Genomic DNA, 22,476 nt, shown 5'->3' with positions numbered 1-22,476 from the left:
TTTCACAGGATGAACCGGCTCAGATCCGCGTTGGCCGCCAGAGCGCCGATGCGTTCCTGCACATAGGCCGCGTCCACGGTCACCGTTTCGCCCGAGCGATCGGCCGCCGAGAAGCTGATTTCCTCGACCACCTTTTCCAGGATGGTCTGCAGGCGGCGGGCGCCGATGTTCTCGACCGAGGCGTTGACCGCCACGGCCGCGTCGGCGACGGCGTCGATGGCCTCGTCGCTGAACAGCAGGGTCACGCCCTCGGTCAGCATCAGGGCCTGGTGCTGGCGGATCAGGTTGGCTTCCGGCTCGGTCAGGATGCGGCGCAGGTCGTCGCGGGTCAGGCCCTTCAGCTCCACCCGGATCGGCAGGCGGCCCTGCAGCTCGGGCAGCAGGTCCGACGGCTTGGCCACGTGGAAGGCGCCCGAGGCGATGAACAGGATGTGGTCGGTCTTCACCGGACCGTACTTGGTCGAAACGGTCGTGCCCTCGATCAGCGGCAGCAGATCGCGCTGCACGCCTTCGCGGCTGACGTCGCCGCCGCCGCGCTGGCCGGAGGAGGCGACCTTGTCGATCTCGTCCAGGAAGACGATGCCGTGGTTCTCGGCCAGCTCCAGGGCCTCCTGGGTCAGGGCCTCCTGGTCCAGGAGCTTGTCGCTCTCCTCGGCGATCAGCGGGGCCCAGGCGCCGACGACGGTGGTCTTGTGGGTCTTGGTGCGCCCGCCGCCGAACGACTTCATCATTTCCGACAGGTTCAGCACCGAGGCGCCGGGCTGGCCGGGGATCTCGAACATGCCGCCGCCGGTGTCGGCCAGCTGCAGCTCGACCTCCTTGTCGTCCAGCTCGCCGGCCCGCAGCTTCTTGCGGAAGCTGTCGCGGGCCGCGCTGGCGGCGGGACCTGTCAGGGCGTCCAGGATGCGGTCCTCGGCGGCCGCCTCGGCCTTGGCGCGCACGCCGGCGCGGCGCTTGTCGCGGACCATGGCCAGGGCGCTCTCCACCAGGTCGCGGACGATCTGGTCCACGTCGCGGCCGACATAGCCGACCTCGGTGAACTTGGTGGCCTCCACCTTGAGAAAGGGCGCCTGGGCCAGGCGGGCCAGGCGGCGGGCGATCTCGGTCTTGCCCACGCCCGTGGGGCCGATCAGCAGGATGTTCTTGGGCGTGACCTCGTCGCGCAGGTCGGCCGGCACCCGGCGGCGGCGCCAGCGGTTGCGCAGGGCCACGGCGACGGCCTTCTTCGCGTCGGTGTGGCCGACGATGTAGCGGTCGAGTTCGGAGACGATTTCGCGGGGGGAGAATTCGGTCATTTGTCCGTGTTCAAGGTCTCGAAGATCAGGCGCCACCCTTCGGCGCGCCTTTGCCAGACATGCATATAGTGCGTGTTGACCGGGGTGTCAGACGGGCCGGACCAGGCGGCCGTTCCGTGGGTCCAGACGAAGTCGCCCGCCGCGGAGGCGCCGCCCCCGTCCATCCTGATCGTCATGCGAGGCGGGCGCCGGGCGATCCGGCCGTCGCGGTCCGAGGGTTTGAGGTCTTCGGTTCCGTTCGGACCCGTCAGCCAGGCGTCCGACGCCAGGACGGCGCGGTAGGCCTTGGGCGCGTCGTCGATCGCCGCCTTGGCCAGGCCGTTCTCGGCGGATCGGACCACCGCCAGGGCGTCGGCGGGCGATCTGGAGCCCCTTGTGGCCGTCGGGCCTTGGATCGCCGGAGTCGAGGCGTCGGGCGCGCGCGCCGCGTCGGCCTCGGCGCCGCCGTCGTAGATCCACTTCCACCGGCCGTCCGGACCCTTGCGCCAGATCGTGGCGTAGTAGCCGCCGCGCTGGCCGTTCACCGCCGAGGGGCCGACCGAAAGGCCGAGGTCCCCGGAACGGGCGATCACCACCTTCTGCGGCCACCATTCCAGCTTCGGCGTCTTGCTGGACGGGCGTTTTTCGTAGAGCGCCTTGGCGCTGACCGGTCCTGGCCGGAAGACGATGGCGTCGTCGGCCATGTGGGCCAGGAACGAGTCCCGGATGCCCAGGGCCAGGCCGTCGGCGGCGAAGGCGCGTTCGGCCTTCTCGATCTCGGCGGGCGAAGGTCCGGAGGACGAGGGCTGGGCCGCCGAGGTCGGCGTGGCGACCAGCAGGGCGCAGGCGATCAGGACGGTCTTGAGCATGTGGAGGCCTCCCGCGCCGAGCTAAGCGCCCCGCGAGGCCATTGGCTCGTGAATTCCGCGTAACGGCGGGAAATCAGACGGTTTCCACCGTCAGATTGCCGTTGGTGTAGACGCAGATCTCGGCGGCGATGACCATCGCCTTGCGGGCGATCTCCTCGGCGCTCAGGTCTTGGTCGATCAGGGCCTTGGCCGCCGCCAGCGCGTAGTTGCCGCCCGAGCCGATGGCCGCCACCGAGCCGCCGCCCTGGCTCTCGCCCGGCTCCAGCACGTCGCCCACGCCGGTGACCGTGTAGATCGCGGTCGCGTCCGCCACCAGCAGCATGGCCTCCAGCCGGCGCAGGTAGCGGTCGGTGCGCCAGTCCTTGGCCAGGTCGACGCAGGCCCGGGCCAGCTGGTCGGGATACTGCTCCAGCTTGGCTTCCAGCCGCTCGATCAGGGTGAAGGCGTCGGCCGTGGCCCCGGCGAAGCCGGCCACCACCTTGCCGCCGGCCAGTCGGCGCACCTTGCGGGCGTTGCCCTTGACGACGGTTGGGCCCATGGAGACCTGTCCGTCGCCGGCGATCACGGTCGATCCGTTCTTGCGCACCGCCAGAATGGTCGTGCCGTGCCAGTCCGGGAAGGAATTGGAGCTTTGCATGGCTTCGCATGTGGCGAGGCCAAGCCCGAGGGTCAAGCGCGATGAGCTTTTCCGACGCCGAGGTCGAACGTTACGCCCGCCATCTGGTGCTGCGCGAGATCGGCGGACCGGGCCAGCAGAAACTGAAGGCCGCGCGGGTGCTGGTGGTCGGGGCCGGGGGGCTGGGCGCCCCCGCCGCCCTCTATCTGGCCGCCGCCGGGGTGGGGACGCTGGGCCTGGTCGACGCCGACGCGGTTTCGCTGTCGAACCTGCAGCGCCAGGTGCTGTTCGCCACCGCCGACGCCGGCCGGCCCAAGGTCGAGGCGGCCGCCGAGCACCTGACCGCCCTGAACCCGCACCTCACGATCGAAACCATCCCGGTATGGCTGGGCGAGGCCAACGCCCGGGCGCTGATTTCCCGGTATGACCTGGTGCTGGACGGCACCGACGATTTCGCGACCCGCTTCGCGGTCAGCGACGCGTGCCTGGCCGAGGGCAAGACCCTGGTCAGCGGCGCCCTGGGCCGCTGGACCGGCCAGGTCGGGGTGTTCCTGGGCCGGCCCTGCTACCGCTGCCTTGTCCCCGAGATCCCGCCCGACGCCGAGACCTGCGCGATGGTCGGCGTGGTCGGAGCCCTGGCGGGGGTGATCGGTTCGATGATGGCCCTGGAGGCGGTCAAGGTGATCACCGGCGCCGGCCAGAGCCTGGCCGGCCGCCTGCTGATCTACGACGCCCTGGCGGCCGAGACGCGCACGGTCCGGATCGGGGCGGACCCGGCGTGTCCGAGCTGCGGCGGCTAGGCGAACGCCGTGCGGATGTGGTCCAGCACCCGGCGACTCATCGCCAGGTTGTTATCGTGCTCCCAGAACGGATGGCCTTCGGCGGGCGTCTCGACATAGTCGACCTTCTTGTGCGCGTTCTGCAGCGCGTCCCGCATGGTTCGCGACTGTTCGGCGGGAACGACGCCGTCCAGTTCGCCGTGCATCAGCAAGACCGGCGCCTTGATCTCGTCGGCGCGGGTGGCGGGCGACCCGGCCAGGAGCGCCGCCCGATCCTTGGACGCATCGCCGATGGTCTTGGTCCAGTAGATGAAGGTGAGAGAATCCCAGCCGTGGGCCTTGCGCTCGTAGGACAGCATCAGCGGCAGGTGGCTGACGCCGGCGATGGAAACCACGGCGCGATAGCGATCCGGCGTCTTCACCGCGCCCATGAGGGCGGCGTAGCCTCCATAACTGATGCCGCAGATCGCCAAGCGGCCTTCGTCGACGTCGCCGCCCTCGACCACCCTTTTCAGAGCGTCCTCGACATCGTTCTGCATCAGGTCGTTCCAATGCCGGTTGCCGGCCTCCGTGAACGCTCGGCCATAACCGCCCGAGCCCCGGAAGTTGACCTGCAGGACCATCCAGCCTTCCGCCGCCATCGCCTGGACCAGGGGGTCGTAGTCGAAGGTGTCGCGCAACTCGGGCCCGCCATGTGGCATGACGACCAAGGGGCGCTTTCCGGCCCCGTTCGTCGGGCGCGTTAGATAGGCGGTCAGGGGCAGGCCGTCCCGCGCCGTCAGGTTGATAATTTCCATGGGCGCCAGCTGCATCTGGCTCAGCTTGGCGTAGATCGCCCCGAGCGGCTGGAGTTTGGTGGCGGCGCGGTCGTAGAACCAGTACGAGCCGGCATGGCGCGGCCCGGAGACCCGCACCACGAAGCGCTGGTGATCCTCGCTGATGTCGATGATCGCCACGTTGCATTCGTTTTTGAAATACGAGCAGACGCCGCGGTAGTGCTTGCCCAACTCCGGATCCTTGAAGTCGTAGCTGAGCCTGTCTTGCCACCAAGTCGTCGCCAGTAGTCGCTGCTTGCGGTCGACAAGGCAGGAAGTCATGTCTCGATCAGGCCTGGAGGCGACATGATCGCCGACCTTTAGTGTGCGCACGTCGAAGGTGCGGATCGACTGCTTGTCTTCGCCGTCGAGGGTGGTGGCGACCAGCATCACGCCCGGATTCGGAGTCGGGCCGACGAAATCGATGCCGTCGAGCTTGGATGTTTCGTCGCGCCGGAACTTCTGGAAGAATTTCCACTCGGTTTCGCCTGGCCCGCGCGCGTAGATCGACACGGTCTCACCGGATGAATCCAGCCGCAGCACAGGAACGCCGGCTTGGGTGATCCAGCTGTCGGTGTTGACGCCGCCGGTTTCCAGCAGCGTCGAGACGCCGGTCCGGACATCGACCTTGTAGAGGCCCAATCGGTCCTCCTTGACGCTCCACGCTTCCATCAGGATGCAGTCCGCCTGGTCGGTGACGTAATCGACGACCGAGCCGAGGTTGCGGTTGCGCCGCAGGTTTGCGTCCTCGTTGCCGAACAGCAGGACCTGGTTCCCGCCGTCGCGATCCATCGCTAGGACCCGGCGGGTGTAGCGCTTGAGGATCGCGCCCTTCCAGACGATGCCGGTGTCGACCCCGCGCCGATCCTTATCCAGCAGGATCCAGACCAGCAGCCGATCCTTGTTGGCCCAGTCGACGCGCTCGACCTCGCAGTCCCCGATGGGCACGACCTTGGGCTGCGTCGAAAGGTCGGCGGCGTCGAAGAGCAGCACCAGGCCCATGCGTTGCTCGCCGTCGCGGCGTGCGGCCAGCACAGCGACCCTCTCGCCGTCGGGGGACAGCGCCGCGTCCCGGATGCCGGGGCGCGCCATAAGGTCTTCGAGGGTGGGTATCGCGGCCGCCTCGACCGCGCCGAAGCTGGCGACGGGCAAGGCGGCGACCGACGCGCCCAGCAGGACGGCGCGTCTGGACGGCGACAGTTCAGAGAGATTCATGCAACGCCCCCGGGCACTCAAGTCCCGGCGAACATCACGGGTTTCAGGCCAAGGTCAAGCTTGCCGGCCCGCCCCTACAGCATCGACGGGATCACCCGGTCCGGGGGCCTGTGGCCGTCCATGAAGGTCTTCACGTTGACGATGACCTTCTCGCCCATGTCGATGCGGCCCTCGACCGTGGCCGAGCCCATGTGGGGCAGGAGCACGACATTGGGCAGCTTCAGGAGCTTGGGGTTGATGGCCGGCTCGTGCTCGTAGACGTCCAGGCCGGCGCCGGCGATCTCGCCGCGGGCCAGCATGTTGGCCAGGGCCCCTTCGTCGATCACCTCGCCGCGGGCGGTGTTGACGATGATGCTCTGGGGCCGCAGCAGCTTGAGCCGGCGGGCCGACAGCAGGTGGTAGGTGGCCGGGGTGTGCGGGCAGTTGACCGAGATGATGTCCATCCGGGCCAGCATCTGGTCCAGGCTCTCCCAGTAGGTGACGCCCAGTTCCTCGGCGATGCGCGGGCTGACCGGCTTGCGGTTGTGATAGTGCACCTGCATGCCGAACGCCTTGGCGCGGCGAGCCACGGCCTGGCCGATGCGGCCCATGCCGATGATGCCCAGGCGCTTGCCCCACAGGCGGCGGCCCAGCATCCAGGTCGGCGACCAGCCGTGGAAGCCGCCGGCCTTGACCACCTCGGCGCCTTCGACGACCCGGCGCGAGGCGGCCATGATCAGCGTCATGGTCAGGTCGGCGGTGTCCTCGGTCAGCACGCCGGGGGTGTTGGTGACGATGATGCCCCGGGCGTTGGCCGTGGCGACGTCGATATTGTCCACGCCCGCCCCGAAATTGGCGATCAGCTTGAGCCGGTCGCCGGATCGCGACAGAAGGCGGCTGTCGATGCGGTCGGTGATGGTGGGGACCAGCACGTCGGCCGAATTCATCGCCTCGACCAGTTCATCGGCCGTCAAGGGTTTGTCGGTGACGTTCAGCTGGGTGTCGAACAGCTCGCACATCCGCGTCTCCACCGGATCGGGCAGTTTGCGGGTGACGATGACTTTGAGCTTGCGAGCTGACATGAGCGGTTCGAAAAGCCTTCCCTGACGGGTGTTTGAAATCTGTAGCAAAGGGGCCCCATGCGGCCAAGCAACATGCCGACGAATTGCAAACATCATTCGCTCGGCGCCCCGATCTTCGCACGGAAGGGAGCCGTCGCCGCCTTCGGATGGGTCGTTCTCGCGGCGGGCGCCGCCTGGGCCCAGGGCCCCAAGGTCACGCCGTCGGGCATGGAGGTGCCGCGCTATGTGTCGCTGAAGTACGGCGAGGTGAACGCGCGCGTCGGGCCGGACGAGGCCCACCGGCTGCTGTGGATCTACAAGGTCAAGGGCCTGCCGGTGCAGGTGGTGGCCGAAACCCGCGAATGGCGCAGGATCTGCGACCCCGAGGGGAATCTGGCCTGGGTGCACAAGCGCACGATCGACGGCCGCCGCACCGCCATGCGGGTTCAGGCCACGCCGCTGCCGCTGCGGGCCCAGCCCAAGGCCGGGGCCCGCGTCACCGCCTATCTGGCCGGCCGCGCCACGGCTAATCTCGATCGTTGCGAAAGGGGCTGGTGCAAGTTGAAGGCCGGCGGCGAATCAGGCTGGGCGCCGCAAGGCGAGGTCTGGGGCGCGGCGCCTCAGGTCCAGTGCAAGGACTAGGGCCAGGAACAGGGCGTTTTCGCCCCGTTGCAGCGGTTGGCGTTCACGGGCGTTACCGAAAGTAACATTGAGGCGCGGCCCACCGCCGTGCTAGGGCGAGGCCATGCAACAAAGTTCCTACACCTACGACGAGCTCCTGGCCTGCGGCCGAGGCGAACTGTTCGGCCCCGGCAACGCCCAGCTGCCGGCGCCGCCGATGCTGATGTTCGATCGCATCGTCCGCATCGAGTCCGAAGGCGGCAAGTACGGCAAGGGCTATGTCGAGGCCGAGTTCGACATCAATCCGGACCTTTGGTTCTTCGCCTGCCACTTCATCGGCGACCCCGTCATGCCCGGCTGCCTGGGCCTGGACGCCCTGTGGCAGCTGGTCGGTTTCTTCTTGGGCTGGTCGGGCGGTCCCGGCCGCGGCCGCGCCCTGGGCGTGGGCGAAGTGAAATTCACCGGTCAGGTCACCCCTGACATCAAGAAGGTCGTCTACAAGATCGACCTGAAGCGCGTCATCATGCGCAAGCTGGTGATGGGCATTGGCGACGGCGTTCTGGAGGCCGACGGCAAGGTCATCTACGAAACCAAGGACCTGAAGGTCGGCCTGTTCACCGCCGAGCAGATGGCGTCTTGATCCCGCCGCAGGGTCGACCGCTCTAAGAGTCGACCCCTTCTGGATCAGGGGAAGAAAAAGAGGATTGTTCATGCGTCGCGTCGTCGTCACCGGACTGGGAATCGTCTCGTCCATCGGCAACAACGCCAATGAGGTGCTCACCTCACTGCGTGAAGCCAAGTCCGGCGTGGTCTCCGCGCCGGAATATGCGGAACTGGGTTTCCGCTGCCAGGTTCACGCCACGGTCAAGCTCGACTCGTGGGAAGCCCTGGTCGATCGTCGCGCGGCGCGCTTTCTCGCGCCCGGCACGGCCTACGCCCACATCGCCATGGAACAGGCGATCGCGGATTCCGGCTTGGAAGAGTCCGAGATCTCCAACGAGCGCACCGGCCTGATCGTCGGTTCGGGCGGCCCGTCCACGCGGGTGATCATCGAGGCGGCGGCCATCACTCGGGAAAAGGGCCCCAAGCGGATCGGTCCGTTCGCGGTGCCCAAGGCCATGAGCTCGGGCCCGTCGGCCGTGCTGTCGACCTGGTTCAAGATCCGCGGGATCAACTACTCGATCAGCTCGGCCTGCGCGACCAGCGCCCACTGCATCGGCGCGGCGGCCGAACAGATCCAGATGGGCAAGCAGGACATCGTCTTCGCCGGCGGCTGCGAAGAGCTGGACTGGAGCCTGTCCAACCTGTTCGACGCCATGGGCGCGATGAGCAGCAACTTCAACGATCGCCCGGCCGTGGCCAGCCGCGCCTACGACAAGGACCGCGACGGCTTCGTGATCGCCGGCGGCGCCGGCGTCGTGGTGCTCGAGGAATACGAGCACGCCAAGGCGCGCGGGGCCAAGATCTACGGCGAACTGGTCGGCTACGCGGCCAATTCGGACGGCTACGACATGGTCGCCCCGTCCGGCGAGGGCGCGGCGCGCTGCATGAAGATCGCCATGGCCGAGGCCGGCGGCCGGACCATCGACTATCTGAACCCGCACGGCACCTCCACGCCGGTCGGCGACAGCAAGGAGATGGGCGCTGTCCGCGACGTGTTCGGCGACAAGGCCCCGCTGATCTCCTCGACCAAGTCGCTGACCGGCCACAGCCTGGGCGCGGCCGGGGCGCAGGAGGCGATCTATTCGATCCTGATGCTCGACAACGGCTTCGCCGCCAAGAGCGCCAACATCGAAAACCTCGATCCCGAATTCGCCGACCTGCCGATCCTGCTGGAGCGCTCGGACAAGCCGCTGACCACGGTGATGTCCAACAGCTTCGGTTTCGGCGGCACCAACGGCACGCTGATCTTCACCAAGGCGGACTAGCTGGCGGGGCGGGCGGCTCGCGACATGGCCGCGCGCCAGCGCTGTCGCCGGGCTTCGTGGACGCCCCCCGCGCCCTGGGCGACCTTCCGCCCGCCGGCTTCGACGTCGATCCTGTCTGAAGGGTTCCGCCGGAGTCTTCCTCCTGCTAGCTAGCGCTCAAGGATTCCAGGAGAGCCAAGCCATGGCCGACGAATACGCATTCCCCAAGGGCGAGCTGATGCGAGGCAAGAAAGGCCTCGTCATGGGCGTGGCCAATCACAACTCCATCGCCTGGGGCATCGCCTCGCAGCTCGCCGCCCAGGGCGCCGAGATGATCTTCACCTACCAGGGCGAGGCTCTCGAGCGCCGCGTGCGGCCGCTGGCCGAGAGCATCGGCGTCACCACCCTGGTCCCGGCCGACGTCACCGACGACGCCTCGATGGACGCGGCCTTCGCCGCCATCGAAGCCAAGTTCGGCACGATCGACTTCGTCGTCCACTCGGTGGCCTTCGCCAACAAGGACGAGCTGAAGGGCTCGTTCGTCGACAACACCACCCGTGACGGCTTCCTGCTGGCCATGAACATCTCGGCCTTCAGCTTCGTCGACGTCGCCAAGCGCGCGGCCAAGCTGATGCCGAACGGCGGCTCGCTGATCACCATGACCTATTTGGGGTCGGAGCGGACCATCCCGAACTACAACACCATGGGCGTGGCCAAGGCCGCCCTGGAGGCGGCGACCCGCTACATCGCCCGGGACCTGGGCCCCAAGGGCATCCGCTGCAACGCCATCTCGGCCGGCGCCATGCGCACCCTGGCCCTGGCCGGCATCGCCGGCGGCCGCGGCATGATCGCCCAGGGCCGGGCGTTCAGCGCCATGAAGGAGGACACCTCGATGGAAGGCGTCGCCGGCGCGGCCCTGTGGCTGGTCTCGGACCTGGGTCGCTCGACCACCGGCGAGGTGGTCCACGTCGACGCGGGCTTCCACATGATGGGCATGCCCGACGAGGTCGAAGCCTAGGACCCTGGCTGAAAGCGACAGATGAAGGGCCTCGCCGCGTGGCGGGGCCCTTTTTCTATGGGGCGTAGGCCCGCATGAAGCGTTCGGCGGCCTCGCGCGCCAGGTTGTCGAACTCGGCCGGCGTCTTGTCGGCCGGCAGGCGGAGCAGGGCCCGCAACTGGCCGTGGCCCATGACCATGCCCGAGAAGAACTCGGCCGCCTGATCGAAGTTCTCGACCTTCAGGCGGCCGATCTTCGTCTCCATCTCCAGGAAGGCGGCCAGTTGGCGGCGCGCCTGTCGCGGGCCGGCCTCGAACACCTCCTGGGCCACGTCGGGCATCTCGCCCGCGCCCTGGATGATCACCCGCATCACCGAATGGCCCTTGGCGGTGGTCACGGTCTCCAGCATCGAGCGGGCATAGGCCTCCAGGGCCTCGCGCGGATTGTCGATCGCGCCCGGATCGCGCAGCGGGGCGGTGATCGCCGCCACGCGCCGCGCCATCAGCGCCCGGACCAGCTCGGCCTTGGAGCCGTAGTGATTGTAGACCGTCTGCTTGGAGACGCCCGCGCGCTTGGCGATGGCCTCCATCGGCGCGCCCAGGCCGCGCTGGCCGATCACCTCGACGGCGGCGTCGAGGATGGCCTCGGTCTTGGCGATGTCGATCTGGCCCGCGACTCTAGGCATGTCAGTGCGCGTCCGAAGGGGGAGGAGGGGCGTTCCTGGCCGGCTTGGCCAGCAGCGAGATGACGGCGGCGATGAAGCAGCCGTAAGCCAGCAGGGTGAAGCTGTCGCCGAAGGCCAGCACCGTGGCCTGCTGCTGCAGCATGCCGCCGATGGCCTTGCGGGCGGCGCCCCCGGGGTCGGAAACGCCCAGCTGGGCCATCCGGGTCGCCAGGCCCTGCATCATGCCGGCGATCCGGGCGTCGCCCTGGCTGAGCTCGTCCGACAGGCCCATATAGTACAGCGCCGTCTGGTTGGTGATCGTGGTGGCCAGCAGGGCCAGGCCGATCGCCCCGCCGGTGTTGCGCGCCAGGTTCACCAGGCCCGAGGCGTTCTTGACCATGTGCGGCGGCAGGGTGCTCATCGTCACCTGCTGGGTGGCGATCATGGCGATCATCACGCCCACGCCCCGGCAGGCCTGGACCCCGGCGAACTCCCAGAAGCCCCAGTCCTTGGTCACGCCGTGGGCCATGTACATGCCGAAGCCCGCCAGCATGAAGCCGATGAACATCGGCACGCGCGGGTCCATCTGGCGCACCAGCCGGCCGGCGATCGGTCCGGTGGCGAACATCGACAGGCCCGAGACCACCATGGTGGTGCCGACCTCGGAGGCCGAATAGTGCCGCACCCGGCCCAGGAACTGCGGCAGCAGGAAGGTGCCGCCGAACAGGCTGGCCCCCGACACGGCGGTCATGGCCACGCCGATGCTGAAGTTGCGGTTGGCGAAGGCCCGCAGCTCGACGATCGGGTTGCGATAGCTCAGCGACCGCCAGACGAAGACCACGCCGGTGACCGCGGCGACGACGGCCAGGGCCAGGATGCCGCTGTCCTCGAACCAGCCGTCCTTGGAGCCTTCTTCCAGCACGAACTGCATGCTCATCAGGAAGACGGCCATGACCGCCAGGCCGAACCAGTCGAAGCCCTTGGCCAGGCTGGGATCGCCCTTGTCGAACTGGCCCCAGCGGGCGACGCCGAACAGCACGACGAGGCCGGTCGGCACGTTGATGAAGAACAGCCAGCGCCAGCTGAGCCACTCGGTCAGGTGGCCGCCCAGGGTGGGGCCGACCGTCGGCGCCAGGGTGACGATCAGGCCCATGATCACGCTGGCCGTCACGCGCCGTTCGGGCGGGAAGGCGGTGAAAGCCACGGCGAACACCGTCGGGATCATCGCCCCGCCGATGAAGCCCTGCAGGGCCCGGGTGATGATCATCATGTCGATCGACGAGCTGAGGCCCGTCAGCACGCTCATGACGATGAAGCCGGTGCACGACATCAGATAGACGCGCTGCGTCCCCCACAGCCGCGACAGATATCCCGACAGCGGGATCATCACGACCTCGGGGATCAGGTAGGCGGTCTGGATCCAGCTGACCTGGTCGGCGCTGGCGCCCACCCCGGCCTGGATCTGCGGCAGCGAGGCCGCGACGATCTGGATGTCGAGAATGGCCATGAACTGGCCGATGACCATGGCCCCGAAACCGAGGAACAGCTTGCCCCAGTCGACCTCCGGCGCCGCCGCCGGCTTGCCGGCGGACTGAGGCGGGGCGGAGGGCGCTGAGTTGGCGGGGAGGGCGGCGTCGGTCATGACGGGGATCCGGACCGGGGCGCCTTAGCGCGCCTGGCCTCCCGCCTGACTTTTCTGGGCGTACTGGCCGGCGTCGGGCAGGCCGGCCTGGGCGAAGCTCGGGCCCGAGCGGTCGCGCACGTCGACCTTGACGTCGACCGACAGGCCGGGACGCAGGGCCGAGCCCAGCGCCGATTTCTCGACGACGATCTTCACCGGCAGCCGCTGGGTGATCTTGGTGAAGTTGCCCACGGCGTTCTCGACCGGGATCAGGGCGAACTCCTGGCCGGTGGCCGGGGCGAAGCTGTCCAGCTTGCCGTGAATCACCGACTTGCCGAAGGCGTCGGCCTTGATCTCGACCGGCTGGCCCACCCGCAGGCGGCTGACCTGGGTCTCCTTGAAATTGGCGACGATGTAGCCCTGGCCGACCGGCACGATCGACATCAGGGCCACGCCCGGCTGGACCAGCTGGCCAGGACGCACGGCGCGGGCCCCGACCACGCCGGCGGCGGGCGCGCGGATCACGGTGCGGTCCAGGTCGATGCGGGCCTGTTCGACCGCGGCGCGGGCGGCGGCGGCCTGGGCCACGGTCTGGGCGCGGGCCGAGCCCAGGGACTGAGCGGTGCGGCGTTCGGCTTCCAGGGCGGCCTGGGCGCTTTGGACGGCGGCGGCCGACTGGGCGGCGCCGGCCTGGGTGGTCTGGACCTTCTGGGCCGAGACCCAGCCCTGCTTGGCCAGGGCGTCGTAGCGGATCAGGTCGGCCTTGGCGCGGCCCTGGTCGGCCTGGGCGCTGGCGACGCCGGCGGCCCGCTGGGCGATCATCGCCTGTTCGAGGGCGGCCTTGTCGTCGACGCCCTTGATGGCGGCTTCCAGGGCCTGGGCGTTGGCGATGGCCTGGTCCAGCTTGGCCTGCAGCGGCGCGGGATCGATGCGGGCGACGACCTGGCCGGCCTCGACCCGCTGGTTGTCGGCCACCAGCACCTCGGCGACATAGCCGGAGACCTGCGGGCTGACCTGCACGGTGTCGGCCTGGACGAAGGCGTTGTCGGTGGTTTCGTAGCGCTGCTTGTCGACGAACCACAGGCCGCCGCCGACGACCAGCGCCGTGGCGGCCACGCCGCCGACGATCAGGGGAACAAGCTTCTTCGACGCGGCGGCCATGGACTTAGAATCCTGAAACAATCCAGTGACCCGGGCGATATATCGGACCGTCGTCCCGGACAAGGGGATAAATGGACGCAACCGTCCAAAAATCAACCGGGACCGCGGCAAAAGATCGGCGCCGTCCGCCCCGCGCGCCCGGACATTGCTTGAGCGTGTTGTTCCCGGGGTTTCTCGTGGAGGGCGAATCACCCCTTAATCTTTTCGCGCCGGCGCAACCGGGGGAGCCGCGCGCGCGTATTTCCAGGTGCGGGCTGTTCGCTCCGCGCCGTCGCCCAGGAAGCGCCCATGAACGCCCCGATGAACGCCCGTAGCGGCCCGCTCTCGATGTTCCGCCCCGTCCTGTGGCTGGCGGCCGCCGCCTTCGCGGCCGGCTTCGGCGGCTATCTGATGATGTCGCCGGCCCTGCACGCGGGATGACGCGCGGCGGCTGGTCGCCGCCGCCCCTCACGCCTCGGGCCGGATCTCAGCGTCCGCCGGTCGAGCCGAAACCGCCCGCGCCGCGCGCCGTCTCGTCCAGGCTGGTCGTCAGGCCCCAAGAGGCCTGGACCACCGGCGCGATCACCAGCTGGGCGATGCGGTCGCCCCGGCGGATCGTGAAATCCTCCTCGCCCAGATTGATCAGGATCACCTTCACCTCGCCGCGATAGTCGCTGTCGATGGTGCCGGGGGTGTTCAGGCAGGTGACGCCGGCCTTGGCGGCCAGGCCCGAGCGCGGCCGCACCTGGGCCTCGAAGCCCAGCGGCACGGCGAAGGCCAGGCCGGTGGGGACCATGAAGCGCGAGCCCGGCTTCAGCACCAGGGGCGCGTCCTCGGCCACCGCCGCCCGCAGGTCCATGCCGGCCGCGCCGTTGGTTTCGTAGGCGGGCAGGGGCAGGCCCTCGGCATGGGCCAGTTGGACGACGGGGATGTGCGGGGTGGTCATGAAAGGCTCTCGGCTATGCGTTGGGCGAGGTCGTGGGCCACGGAGTCCTTGGCGGCCCGCGTCCAGCGTTCGGTCTTGTCCTTGGAGATCAGCAGGACGGCGTTCTCGTCGCCGCCCATCACGCCGGGCTCGGTGACGTCGTTGGCGATGATCCAGTCGCAGCCCTTGCGCGCCAGCTTGGCGCGGGCATGGGCCTCGACGTCGTTGGTTTCGGCCGCGAAGCCGATCACCAGTTTCGGCCGCTTCGGCCCGGAGGCCGACAGCGTGGCCAGGATGTCCGGGTTCTCGACGAAGGTCAGGGCCGGCGGGCCGCCCTTGTCCTTCTTCAGCTTGACGCCGAACACCTCGTCGATGCGCCAGTCGGCGACGGCGGCCACGAACACGCCGACGTCGGCGGGCAGGGCGGCCTGGCAGGCGGCCAGCATGTCGCGGGCGGTCTCGACGTCGACGCGGTCGACGCCCGGCGGGGTCGGCAGGGACACGGGACCGCTGACCAGGGTCACCCGCGCGCCCAGCCTGGCCAGGGCGCCGGCGATCGCGTAGCCCTGCCGGCCGCTGGAGCGGTTGGTGATGCCGCGCACCGGGTCGATCGGCTCGAAGGTCGGGCCGGCGGTGACCAGGGCGTGCTTCCCGGCCAGCGGGCCCCCTTTTTGGGAACGGGCGGCGGGACCTTCCAAAGCGGCCATGATCGCCTCGAAGATCACCGGCGGCTCGGCCAGGCGGCCCGGGCCGAACTCGCCGCAGGCCATGGCGCCCTCGTCGGGGCCGACGAACAGCACGCCGTCGGCCTTCAGGGTCGCCAGGTTGCGCTGGGTCGCCGGGTGCAGCCACATCCGCACGTTCATGGCCGGGGCCATCAACACCGGCTTGTCGGTGGCCAGCAAGGTGGTGGACGCCAGGTCGCCGGCCAGGCCGTTGGCCGCCTTGGCGATCAGGTCGGCGGTCGCCGGGGCCACCACCACCAGGTCGGCCGAGCGCGACAGTTCGATATGGCCCATCTCGGCCTCGTCGGTCAGCGAGAACAGGTCGCTATAGACCTTGTCTTCCGAGAGGGCGGCAAGCGAGAGGGCGGTGACGAACTCGGCGCCCGACTTGGTCAGGATCGGCCGCACGCCGACACCGGCCTTGCGCAGCAGCCGCGTCAGCTCCAGCGCCTTGTAGGCGGCGATGCCGCCGCCGACGATCAGAAGAACTCGGCCAAGGGGAGTGGAGTCGGTCATGTGTCGGCCTCCGGCGCGTCTCGCCCCCGAGGGGGCGTCATCAGGCGCATAGAGCGACGCGACGTCCAGCGTAAGCCCCCTCGCGCAAAAACCTTAACAGGGACTCGACATGCGTTCCGTCTTCGTTCTTAATCGTCAAAGTAGAGGAAAAGCTCGGAGATCGATCATGACGGTACGGCGTGCGTCCTGGCTTTCCGCCCTGGCGGTTGTCGGCCTGACCCTGAGCGTCGCGGCCTGCGACGGCGGGGCCTCCGCGGTGAAGGCGCCCAAGGCGGGCGATGTCGCCTCGGCGGTCCAGCCGGCTTCGGACCGCGAGGCCCAATCCTTCAATGGGGGGGGCTTATGACAGCGCGCCGGCGTCCCGGCCCGATCCGCGCGACGCGCCGGTCCGCAAGGTGGCGGGCAAGCCGATGTGGGCGGCCAACCGCACGCGGACGGCCGAGGAGAACGCCCAGCGGGGTTTCGAGCGCTATGGCGCGGATTTCGCCGCCGCCGACGTCGACGACTATGTCCGCAAGACCCACGCCTTCGTCGGTCATCCGCCGGCTGGAGCGGAGACCCTGACGCGCGCCAACGGCGACACCCTGATCTACGACCCCAGGGACAACGTCTTCGCGGTGGTCACCAAGGCGGGCGCGCCGCGCACGATGTTCAAGCCCGACGACGGCGCGGCCTATTGGGCGACCCAGAAGGCGGGCCAGGGCCGACGGACCACCGCGTCTCGAGATCGGACGCCCGGCGCCGGCGACAGCTAGATCATCGTTCGAGCGCGCCTTGGGGGAGGCGCCGAAGGCAAGACGAACGGCCCCACCGCGTCTTTCCTTCGTTTCCCGGTTGGCCTGGCGGGCGACCGGGACCCTGGGGCGGCGACCACGCCGCCCCAGGGCGAGCTTGGTAAAGGTCTGAGCACCTCACCGAAACCCTCTCCCATGGGGAGAGGGAGGGGCCCGCGCGAAGCGTGGGAGGGTGAGGGGGTAAAATGTCCGACGGCGCGCCGGCAGGGCGCTCGCGAGCGTGCGGCGTAAGCCTAGGGCAAGAGTGTGAACCCCGCCCCTAGACCAGCCACGCCCCCGCGGCGAAGGCCAAGGCCGCCACCGCCGCGCCGGCCAGGAACCACAGCAGCGGCTGGGCGGGCCGCCGCTCGACGACGGCGACCGGGACGGGCGGCGCCTCGGCCAGTCGGGCCAGGGCGCGGATCGCCCGCACGGCCTCGTCGGTGAACTCGCGGACCTTGGCGGCCGGCGACAGTTCGCGGGCGATCCAGCGGCGCACCACCGGATCGGCGGCGGCCCACAGGTCGTGGGTCGGGTCGATGCGGCGGGCCACGCCCTCGACCGTGACCATGGTTTTCTGCAGCAGCACCAGTTCCGGCCGCAGGGCCATGTCGAACAGGGCGGTGATCTCGAACAGCTGGGCCAGCAGCCGGCCCATCGAGACGTCGCTGGCGTCGCGGCCGAACACCGGCTCGCCCACCGCCCGCAGGGCCTGGGCGAAGGCGTCGCGGTCCTGGTGGGCGGGCACGTAGCCGGCGTCGAAATGGACCGCCGCCACGCGCGGATAGTCGCGATTGAGGAAGCCGTACAGGATCTCGGCCAGGTACTTGCGCTCGGCCGGACCCAGGCGGCCCAGGATGCCGTAGTCGACCGCGACGATCGAGGCCCCCCCTCCCTGAATTGGGGCGCCGACGAACAGATTGCCCTCGTGCAGGTCGGCGTGGAACAGGCCGTGGTCCAGGGCCTGGGCCAGGAAGCCGCGGGTCACCGCCTCGGCCAGGGCCTTGCGGTCCAGGCCCGGCTGTTCGAGGGCGGCCGGGTCCGACAGGGCCAGGCCCGACGCCCAAGTCAGGGTCAGGAACCGCTTGCCGACCCCGTCCCACACCACGTCGGGCGCGCGCATATAGGGGTCGAGCTTCATGGCCTCGCCCAGTTCGGCGCAGCCGGCGGCCTCGAACCGCAGGTCCAGCTCCAGGTCCAACGCCCGGATCACCACCTCGACGAACTGGCGCGGCCGCAGGCGGCGGGCGGCGGGAACAAGCCGCTCGGCCAGGTCGGCGGCCAGGCGCAGGGCGGCGCTGTCGCGCGTCACCTGCCGCTCGATGCCCGGCCGCAGGACCTTCACGGCCACGCGGGTCCCGTCCAGCAAGGTCGCCGAATGGGCCTGGGCCAAGGACGCCGCGGCGATCGAGGCCTCGAAGCTGGCGTAGAGCGTGTCCAGCGGCCGGCCCAGGCCGCGCGCGACCTCGGCCTTGGCGACCTCCAGCGGGAAGGCCGGCAGGCGATCCTTCAGGTGCGACAGGTCCTCGGCGAACTGGGTCCCGAAGATGTCGGCCCGGGTCGACAGGAACTGGCCCATCTTGATGGCCGCCGGACCCTCGCGCTCCAGCACCCGCGCCAGGCGCTCGCCCGGCCGGCCCTGGCGCGCGGCCCCGCCGGCGAACAGCCGCAAGGCGCGCCCCGCCCACAGCGCCGAAGGCGGCAGGACGGGCTCGACCTCGCGTGGGATCAGCGCGTCGGCCCGGACCAGGGCCCAGCCGGCGGCGATCAGGCGCGGGAACGCGGCGATCCGGCTCATGCGGCGAGGATCTCGATCGACGGACGGCGGGCGGCTGGGAAAAAGCTCATGTCCCGGCCTGAAAGCCCGCTCCGCGCGCTCCGGTCAAGGCCGCTTTCACCGGCGACCGGCCGCGCGCCGCGAAAAGCGGTGCGCGAAAGCCTTCCCGGGAGGAAGGGAGTCCGTCCTTCGGCCCGTTGCGAGCCCTGGCCGCGTGGTGTTATTTCGGAGACGGCGCGCGGGTGCGATCGGGGGCGGAAGATGCGAGATGCACGGTCGCCGGGCGCGCCAGCGCCCGAGAGGGGAGCGTTGCTGGTCCGTGTGCTTCTCGGCTCGCTGTTCATCGCCCATCTCTATTGGAAGGTCGTGATCTTTCCGGGCGGGGTGGAGGCTTGGTGGGGAAACCTGCTCAGGGCCGGATATCCGGCCTTTGTGCCCGCCTACGTCCTTTCGGCGGAGCTCGCGGGCGCCCTGCTTCTGATCCCGGGCGTGCTGACCCGATACGTCGCGCTCTACGCCATGCCGATGATGTTAGGAGCGGCCCACTTCTGGATGGCGCGCAAGGGCTTCTTTTTCACCAAGGCCGGAGCTGAACTGCCGCTGGTTTGGTTGGCGCTCCTTGGCGTTCAGGTCGTCGCGGGGGATGGGCCCCTGGCCGCGGTCCGCTCGCCGGATCCGCGGCGGGCCCTCGCCTTGCTACGGCGTCGCGGCGAATCCGCCGCCTAGGCTCGATCCCAGCTACGAAACCGCCCATCGCGCTGCACTACGGCGCCGGCGTCGTGAAATTCGGCGGCGTCGGGATCAGGGCGCTCTGAAGCGCGCCCGCCCGAACCCCTACAGCGCCCAGCCCTGGTGCATCGCCGCGACGCCGCCGGTGAAGTTGGTGATCGTCACCCGCTTGAAGCCGGCGTTCTCCATCATCCCCGCGAAGGTCTTCTGGTCGGGGAAGCGGCGGATGCTCTCGACCAGGTACTGATAGGCGTCGCGATCCTTGGCCAGCCACTCGCCGAACTGCGGGATCAGCTTGAAGGAGTAGGCGTCATAGGCCTTGGCCAGGGCCTCGGTCACCGGCTTGGAGAACTCCAGGCAGATGAACCGGCCGCCGGGCTTCAGCACCCGCCGCGCCTCGCGCAGGGCCGCGTCGATGTCGGTGACGTTGCGGATGCCGAACGAGATCACATAGGCGTCGGCATAGGCGTCGGGCAGCGGCAAGCGTTGAGCGTCGCCGACCGTCCAGGTGATCTCGGGCGCGCCGCCCTTCTCGATCCCCGCGCCGATCATCTCGGCGTTGTAGTCGATGATGTTGATCAGGGCGTCGGGACCGCCGCGCCGCTCCTGGGCCGCCCGGGTCATCTTGGCGAAGCGGCGGGCCATGTCGCCGGTGCCGCCGGCGCAGTCGATGATGATCTCGCCCGGCTGCGGGTTCAGGCGCGCGGCGACCGCGTCCTTCCAGAGCCGGTGCACCCCGCCGCTCATCACGTCGTTCATCAGGTCGTAGTTCTTGGCGACCCGGTCGAACACGCCGCGCACCAGGCCGGCCTTGGCCGAGGCGTCGACGTCCTTGAATCCGAAGGTGGCGGAGGCCTTGGTCATGTCATTGCTCGAATTTGGCGCTCGAAATCGTCCGGGGCCAGCCCGCGGTGGTTGGGCTCTTATAACCGCCCGCGCTTGTCCGTCACCGGTTTTGCGCAGGCCGCCCTAGGAACCGCGCGCGCGATGACCGATATCTGGCCCCTCACGCCCTAGTCGAGGTTCCCCTTGCCCGAACTGCCCGAAGTCGAGACCGTGCGCCGCGGCCTGGAGCCGGTGCTGAGCGGCGCGCGCCTGGCCCGCGTGCGCGCCAACCGTCCCGACCTGCGCTTTCCCCTGCCCGACGGCTTCGTCCAGCGGCTGACCGGGGCCAGGATTCTGGCGCTGGACCGCCGGGCCAAATACCTGCTGGCCCCGCTGGATCGTGGCGACACCCTGGTGATGCATCTGGGCATGACCGGGCGTTTCGAGATCGCCGCCCCGGAAGGTTCGATCCGCCCCGGCGACTTCGCCCGCGAGGTCACGCCCGACGACAAGCACGCCCATGTGATCTTCGAGACCGAGGCGGGCGCGGTGGTCACCTATCATGACCCCCGCCGCTTCGGCTTCATGGACCTGATCGCCACCGACCGCGTCGACCGCCACCCCTGGTTCGCGACCATGGGCCCCGAGCCCTTGGGCGAGGGCTTCGACGCCAAGACCCTGGTCGCCGCCTTCAACGGCCGCAAGCAGGGCCCCAAGACCTTGCTGCTGGACCAGAAGACCGTCGCCGGCCTGGGCAATATCTATGTGTGCGAGGCCCTGCACCGGGCCCATATCTCGCCGTTCAAACCGGCGGGGATGATCGCCGGCAAGCGGCTGGGGCCGCTGACCACGGCGATCAAGGACGTGCTGGCCGAGGCCGTCGAGGTGGGCGGCTCGTCCCTGAAGGACTTCGCGGCGGCCGACGGGGCCCTGGGCTATTTCCAGCACCGCTTCCGGGTCTACGACCGCGAGGGCCAGCCCTGCCCCACGCCCGGCTGCAAGGGCGTGATCGCCCGCGAGGTCCAGGCGGGACGGTCGACGTTCTTCTGCCCGGTGTGCCAGGTGTAGGGCGCCGTCGACGCCCCGCGGCCTGTCTCTAACACTGGTCATCCTCGGAACAAGTCCGAGGATGACGGACGGAGAAGCGGTTGAAAGACCGCCCGCGGCGGCGAGGCCGCGCCTTGAAACCTTGGCTGCCAGCGTGCTCTGGGGTTTGACCGAGTCAAGGACCGCCTCTGGCGGCCGCGTCGCGGCGGCGCGACGCGCCGTCCTTGACTCGGTCAGACCCCAGAGCTCCGATCCACCAAGGCTTTAAGGCGTGGCCGCATCCGGGGCGGATGGGGGCTTGCGCCTAGCGGACGTTTCAGATGTCCGAGATGGGTGGATGTCGGACCTTGAGAACCCTCTCTCTTTGAGAGAGGGAGGGGCCCGCCGCGAAGCGGTGGGAGGGTGAGAGGTTTCATCGCTGACCGGAAAACCCCAACCCGTTCAACTGCGCCCTCAAGATTTCGGAGAAAGCCCACCAGGGCCGCCGCTGGGGATCGAGCAGCTGCCCGAAGACCAACTGAACAACTGCGCTTCATTCGGTGAGAATGTAACCTCTCACCCTCCCATGGCTTCGCCATGGGCCCCTCCCTCTCTCTAAGAGAGAGGGTTTTGGTGGGCGCGACCCAATGTCCGCAACGGGTCGAAAGCCGACCTCCGCCAACCCGACGATCATCCACTGCGAGACCCAGGGACTCCCCAACGCCGCCGCGCCCTCTATAAAGGCGGCGCTCAACAGGAGACCCGTCGATGGCCGCGTACCAGACCCTGATCGTCGAGACCCCGGAGGCCGCGCCCGGCGTGGCCCTGATCCGCCTGAACCGGCCCGAGGCCCTGAACGCGCTGAACACCGCCCTGCTGGCCGAGCTGGCCCAGGCCCTGGCGGCGGCCCAGGCCGACGACGCGGTCGGCTGCATCGTCATCACCGGCTCGGCCAAGGCCTTCGCGGCCGGGGCCGACATCAAGGAGATGTCGGACAAGTCCTACGCCCAGATGTTCAAGGACGACTTCTTCGCCGCCGGGGCCCGGGCCATCGAGGGCACCCGCAAGCCGATCATCGCCGCGGTGGCCGGCTACGCCCTGGGCGGCGGCTGCGAGCTGGCGATGATGTGCGACTTCATCCTGGCCGCCGACACGGCCAAGTTCGGCCAGCCCGAGATCAATCTCGGCGTCGCCCCCGGCATCGGCGGCACCCAGCGCCTGACGCGCCTGGTCGGCAAGTCCAAGGCCATGGACATGATCCTGACCGGCCGGATGATGGACGCCCAGGAGGCCGAGCGGTCCGGGCTGGTGTCGCGGATCTTCCCGGCCGACAGCCTGGTCGACCAGGCCCTGGCCGTGGCCGCCAAGATCGCCGCCCAGTCGCCGCTGGCCACGGCGATGAACAAGGAGCTGGTCAACGCCGCCTATGAGACCACGCTGAGCACGGGCGTGCAGCTGGAACGGCGCCTGTTCCACTCGCTGTTCGCCTTCGACGACCAGAAGGAAGGCATGGCCGCCTTCGTCGAGAAGCGCAAACCGGCGTTCAAGGGGTCGTGAACGTCCGTTTGACAAGGACGTGAGATGGCAGGCGAGATTCTGGCCCGTCTGTGGATTGACCCCGG

23 protein-coding genes are annotated in these 22,476 nt (G+C 69.3%); 11 read left to right on the top strand and 12 right to left on the bottom strand.

Going from position 1 to position 22,476, the window contains the following annotated elements:
• Positions 1-2: 2 nt before the first annotated feature.
• From hslU to hslV, 3 genes are all read right to left on the bottom strand, one after another.
• On the bottom strand, positions 3-1,295 hold the full coding sequence (gene hslU, locus ASD38_RS00875; RefSeq protein ID WP_056436938.1) for an ATP-dependent protease ATPase subunit HslU: 1,293 nt from the start codon (positions 1,293-1,295) through the stop codon (positions 3-5).
• On the bottom strand, positions 1,292-2,143 hold the full coding sequence (locus tag ASD38_RS00870; protein ID WP_056456802.1) for a nuclear transport factor 2 family protein: 852 nt from the start codon (positions 2,141-2,143) through the stop codon (positions 1,292-1,294). The genes hslU and ASD38_RS00870 overlap by 4 nt, the downstream gene beginning before the upstream one ends.
• A gap of 73 nt (positions 2,144-2,216) precedes the next feature.
• Entirely contained in the window at positions 2,217-2,816 is a 600-nt protein-coding gene (hslV, locus tag ASD38_RS00865; RefSeq protein ID WP_162252114.1) for an ATP-dependent protease subunit HslV, read from the bottom strand.
• Between the two features lie 5 nt (positions 2,817-2,821).
• On the opposite strand from hslV, the gene ASD38_RS00860 reads away from it, so the two are divergent.
• Positions 2,822-3,559: a HesA/MoeB/ThiF family protein gene (locus tag ASD38_RS00860; RefSeq protein WP_056456796.1), complete on the top strand. Its 738-nt coding sequence runs from the start codon at positions 2,822-2,824 to the stop codon at positions 3,557-3,559.
• Here ASD38_RS00860 and ASD38_RS00855 read toward each other — a convergent pair.
• On the bottom strand, positions 3,556-5,568 hold the full coding sequence (locus tag ASD38_RS00855; RefSeq protein WP_056456794.1) for an alpha/beta hydrolase family protein: 2,013 nt from the start codon (positions 5,566-5,568) through the stop codon (positions 3,556-3,558). The genes ASD38_RS00860 and ASD38_RS00855 overlap by 4 nt on opposite strands.
• A 74-nt stretch (positions 5,569-5,642) precedes the next feature.
• Positions 5,643-6,629: a 2-hydroxyacid dehydrogenase gene (locus ASD38_RS00850; protein ID WP_056436953.1), complete on the bottom strand. Its 987-nt coding sequence runs from the start codon at positions 6,627-6,629 to the stop codon at positions 5,643-5,645.
• A gap of 57 nt (positions 6,630-6,686) precedes the next feature.
• Between ASD38_RS00850 and ASD38_RS00845 the strand changes: the two genes are divergently transcribed.
• The 4 genes from ASD38_RS00845 (at position 6,687) to ASD38_RS00830 (ending at position 10,154) form a co-directional block, all read left to right on the top strand.
• Entirely contained in the window at positions 6,687-7,250 is a 564-nt protein-coding gene (locus ASD38_RS00845; protein WP_235523736.1) for an SH3 domain-containing protein, read from the top strand.
• Between the two features lie 103 nt (positions 7,251-7,353).
• Positions 7,354-7,869 (top strand): 3-hydroxyacyl-[acyl-carrier-protein] dehydratase FabA, encoded by a 516-nt coding sequence (gene fabA, locus ASD38_RS00840; protein WP_056436956.1) that lies wholly within the window; start codon positions 7,354-7,356, stop codon positions 7,867-7,869.
• Positions 7,870-7,939: 70 nt separating this feature from the next.
• Complete coding sequence (gene fabB, locus ASD38_RS00835) at positions 7,940-9,157, top strand: beta-ketoacyl-ACP synthase I (protein WP_056437122.1); 1,218 nt, start codon at positions 7,940-7,942, stop codon at positions 9,155-9,157.
• A 181-nt stretch (positions 9,158-9,338) separates the two neighbouring features.
• Positions 9,339-10,154, top strand: coding sequence for an enoyl-ACP reductase FabI (locus ASD38_RS00830; RefSeq protein ID WP_056436959.1), 816 nt, complete (start codon positions 9,339-9,341; stop codon positions 10,152-10,154).
• Positions 10,155-10,209: 55 nt separating this feature from the next.
• Here ASD38_RS00830 and ASD38_RS00825 read toward each other — a convergent pair whose 3' ends face one another.
• The 3 genes from ASD38_RS00825 to ASD38_RS00815 are packed head-to-tail and all read right to left on the bottom strand — an operon-like array spanning position 10,210 to position 13,579.
• The gene (locus tag ASD38_RS00825) at positions 10,210-10,818 is read right to left on the bottom strand and encodes a TetR/AcrR family transcriptional regulator (RefSeq protein WP_056456791.1); all 609 of its coding nucleotides are present in this window, start codon (positions 10,816-10,818) and stop codon (positions 10,210-10,212) included.
• 1 nt (position 10,819) lies between these two features.
• The gene (locus ASD38_RS00820; protein ID WP_056456788.1) at positions 10,820-12,439 is read right to left on the bottom strand and encodes a DHA2 family efflux MFS transporter permease subunit; all 1,620 of its coding nucleotides are present in this window, start codon (positions 12,437-12,439) and stop codon (positions 10,820-10,822) included.
• A gap of 24 nt (positions 12,440-12,463) precedes the next feature.
• Entirely contained in the window at positions 12,464-13,579 is a 1,116-nt protein-coding gene (locus ASD38_RS00815; RefSeq protein ID WP_056436966.1) for an HlyD family secretion protein, read from the bottom strand.
• A 288-nt stretch (positions 13,580-13,867) separates the two neighbouring features.
• On the opposite strand from ASD38_RS00815, the gene ASD38_RS24395 reads away from it, so the two are divergent.
• Positions 13,868-13,999: a hypothetical protein gene (locus ASD38_RS24395; RefSeq protein ID WP_235523735.1), complete on the top strand. Its 132-nt coding sequence runs from the start codon at positions 13,868-13,870 to the stop codon at positions 13,997-13,999.
• A 46-nt stretch (positions 14,000-14,045) separates the two neighbouring features.
• On the opposite strand, the gene dut is transcribed toward ASD38_RS24395, so the two are convergent.
• Both dut and coaBC read right to left on the bottom strand, forming a co-directional pair.
• Positions 14,046-14,504, bottom strand: a complete 459-nt coding sequence (gene dut / locus ASD38_RS00810) for a dUTP diphosphatase (RefSeq protein ID WP_056436971.1) — start codon at positions 14,502-14,504, stop codon at positions 14,046-14,048.
• Positions 14,501-15,724 carry a bifunctional phosphopantothenoylcysteine decarboxylase/phosphopantothenate--cysteine ligase CoaBC gene (gene coaBC, locus ASD38_RS00805; RefSeq protein WP_056436972.1) on the bottom strand — a complete coding sequence of 408 codons (1,224 nt, stop codon included), beginning with the start codon at positions 15,722-15,724 and terminating at the stop codon, positions 14,501-14,503. The genes dut and coaBC overlap by 4 nt, the downstream gene beginning before the upstream one ends.
• Positions 15,725-15,890: 166 nt before the next feature.
• Between coaBC and ASD38_RS25020 the strand changes: the two genes are divergently transcribed.
• The gene (locus ASD38_RS25020) at positions 15,891-16,070 is read left to right on the top strand and encodes a hypothetical protein (RefSeq protein WP_442857007.1); all 180 of its coding nucleotides are present in this window, start codon (positions 15,891-15,893) and stop codon (positions 16,068-16,070) included.
• On the top strand, positions 16,054-16,479 hold the full coding sequence (locus ASD38_RS00800; protein WP_442857006.1) for a hypothetical protein: 426 nt from the start codon (positions 16,054-16,056) through the stop codon (positions 16,477-16,479). The genes ASD38_RS25020 and ASD38_RS00800 overlap by 17 nt, the downstream gene beginning before the upstream one ends.
• A gap of 298 nt (positions 16,480-16,777) precedes the next feature.
• On the opposite strand, the gene ubiB is transcribed toward ASD38_RS00800, so the two are convergent.
• Positions 16,778-18,295, bottom strand: a complete 1,518-nt coding sequence (gene ubiB, locus ASD38_RS00795; RefSeq protein ID WP_056436974.1) for a 2-polyprenylphenol 6-hydroxylase — start codon at positions 18,293-18,295, stop codon at positions 16,778-16,780.
• A 288-nt stretch (positions 18,296-18,583) separates the two neighbouring features.
• Here ubiB and ASD38_RS00790 point away from each other — a divergent pair, with 288 nt between their 5' ends.
• Positions 18,584-19,000 (top strand): DoxX family protein, encoded by a 417-nt coding sequence (locus ASD38_RS00790; RefSeq protein ID WP_200945985.1) that lies wholly within the window; start codon positions 18,584-18,586, stop codon positions 18,998-19,000.
• Positions 19,001-19,108: 108 nt separating this feature from the next.
• On the opposite strand, the gene ASD38_RS00785 is transcribed toward ASD38_RS00790, so the two are convergent.
• Positions 19,109-19,867, bottom strand: a complete 759-nt coding sequence (locus tag ASD38_RS00785; protein ID WP_056436977.1) for a class I SAM-dependent methyltransferase — start codon at positions 19,865-19,867, stop codon at positions 19,109-19,111.
• A 165-nt stretch (positions 19,868-20,032) separates the two neighbouring features.
• Here ASD38_RS00785 and mutM point away from each other — a divergent pair, with 165 nt between their 5' ends.
• Positions 20,033-20,896 carry a bifunctional DNA-formamidopyrimidine glycosylase/DNA-(apurinic or apyrimidinic site) lyase gene (gene mutM / locus ASD38_RS00780; RefSeq protein ID WP_056436978.1) on the top strand — a complete coding sequence of 288 codons (864 nt, stop codon included), beginning with the start codon at positions 20,033-20,035 and terminating at the stop codon, positions 20,894-20,896.
• A gap of 726 nt (positions 20,897-21,622) precedes the next feature.
• Positions 21,623-22,411 carry an enoyl-CoA hydratase gene (locus tag ASD38_RS00775; protein WP_056436983.1) on the top strand — a complete coding sequence of 263 codons (789 nt, stop codon included), beginning with the start codon at positions 21,623-21,625 and terminating at the stop codon, positions 22,409-22,411.
• Positions 22,412-22,476: the final 65 nt, after the last annotated feature.

The sequence above is a fragment of the Caulobacter sp. Root487D2Y genome (assembly GCF_001427165.1).
Lineage (GTDB): Bacteria > Pseudomonadota > Alphaproteobacteria > Caulobacterales > Caulobacteraceae > Caulobacter.
This window is presented reverse-complemented; position numbering and strand designations above follow the sequence as displayed.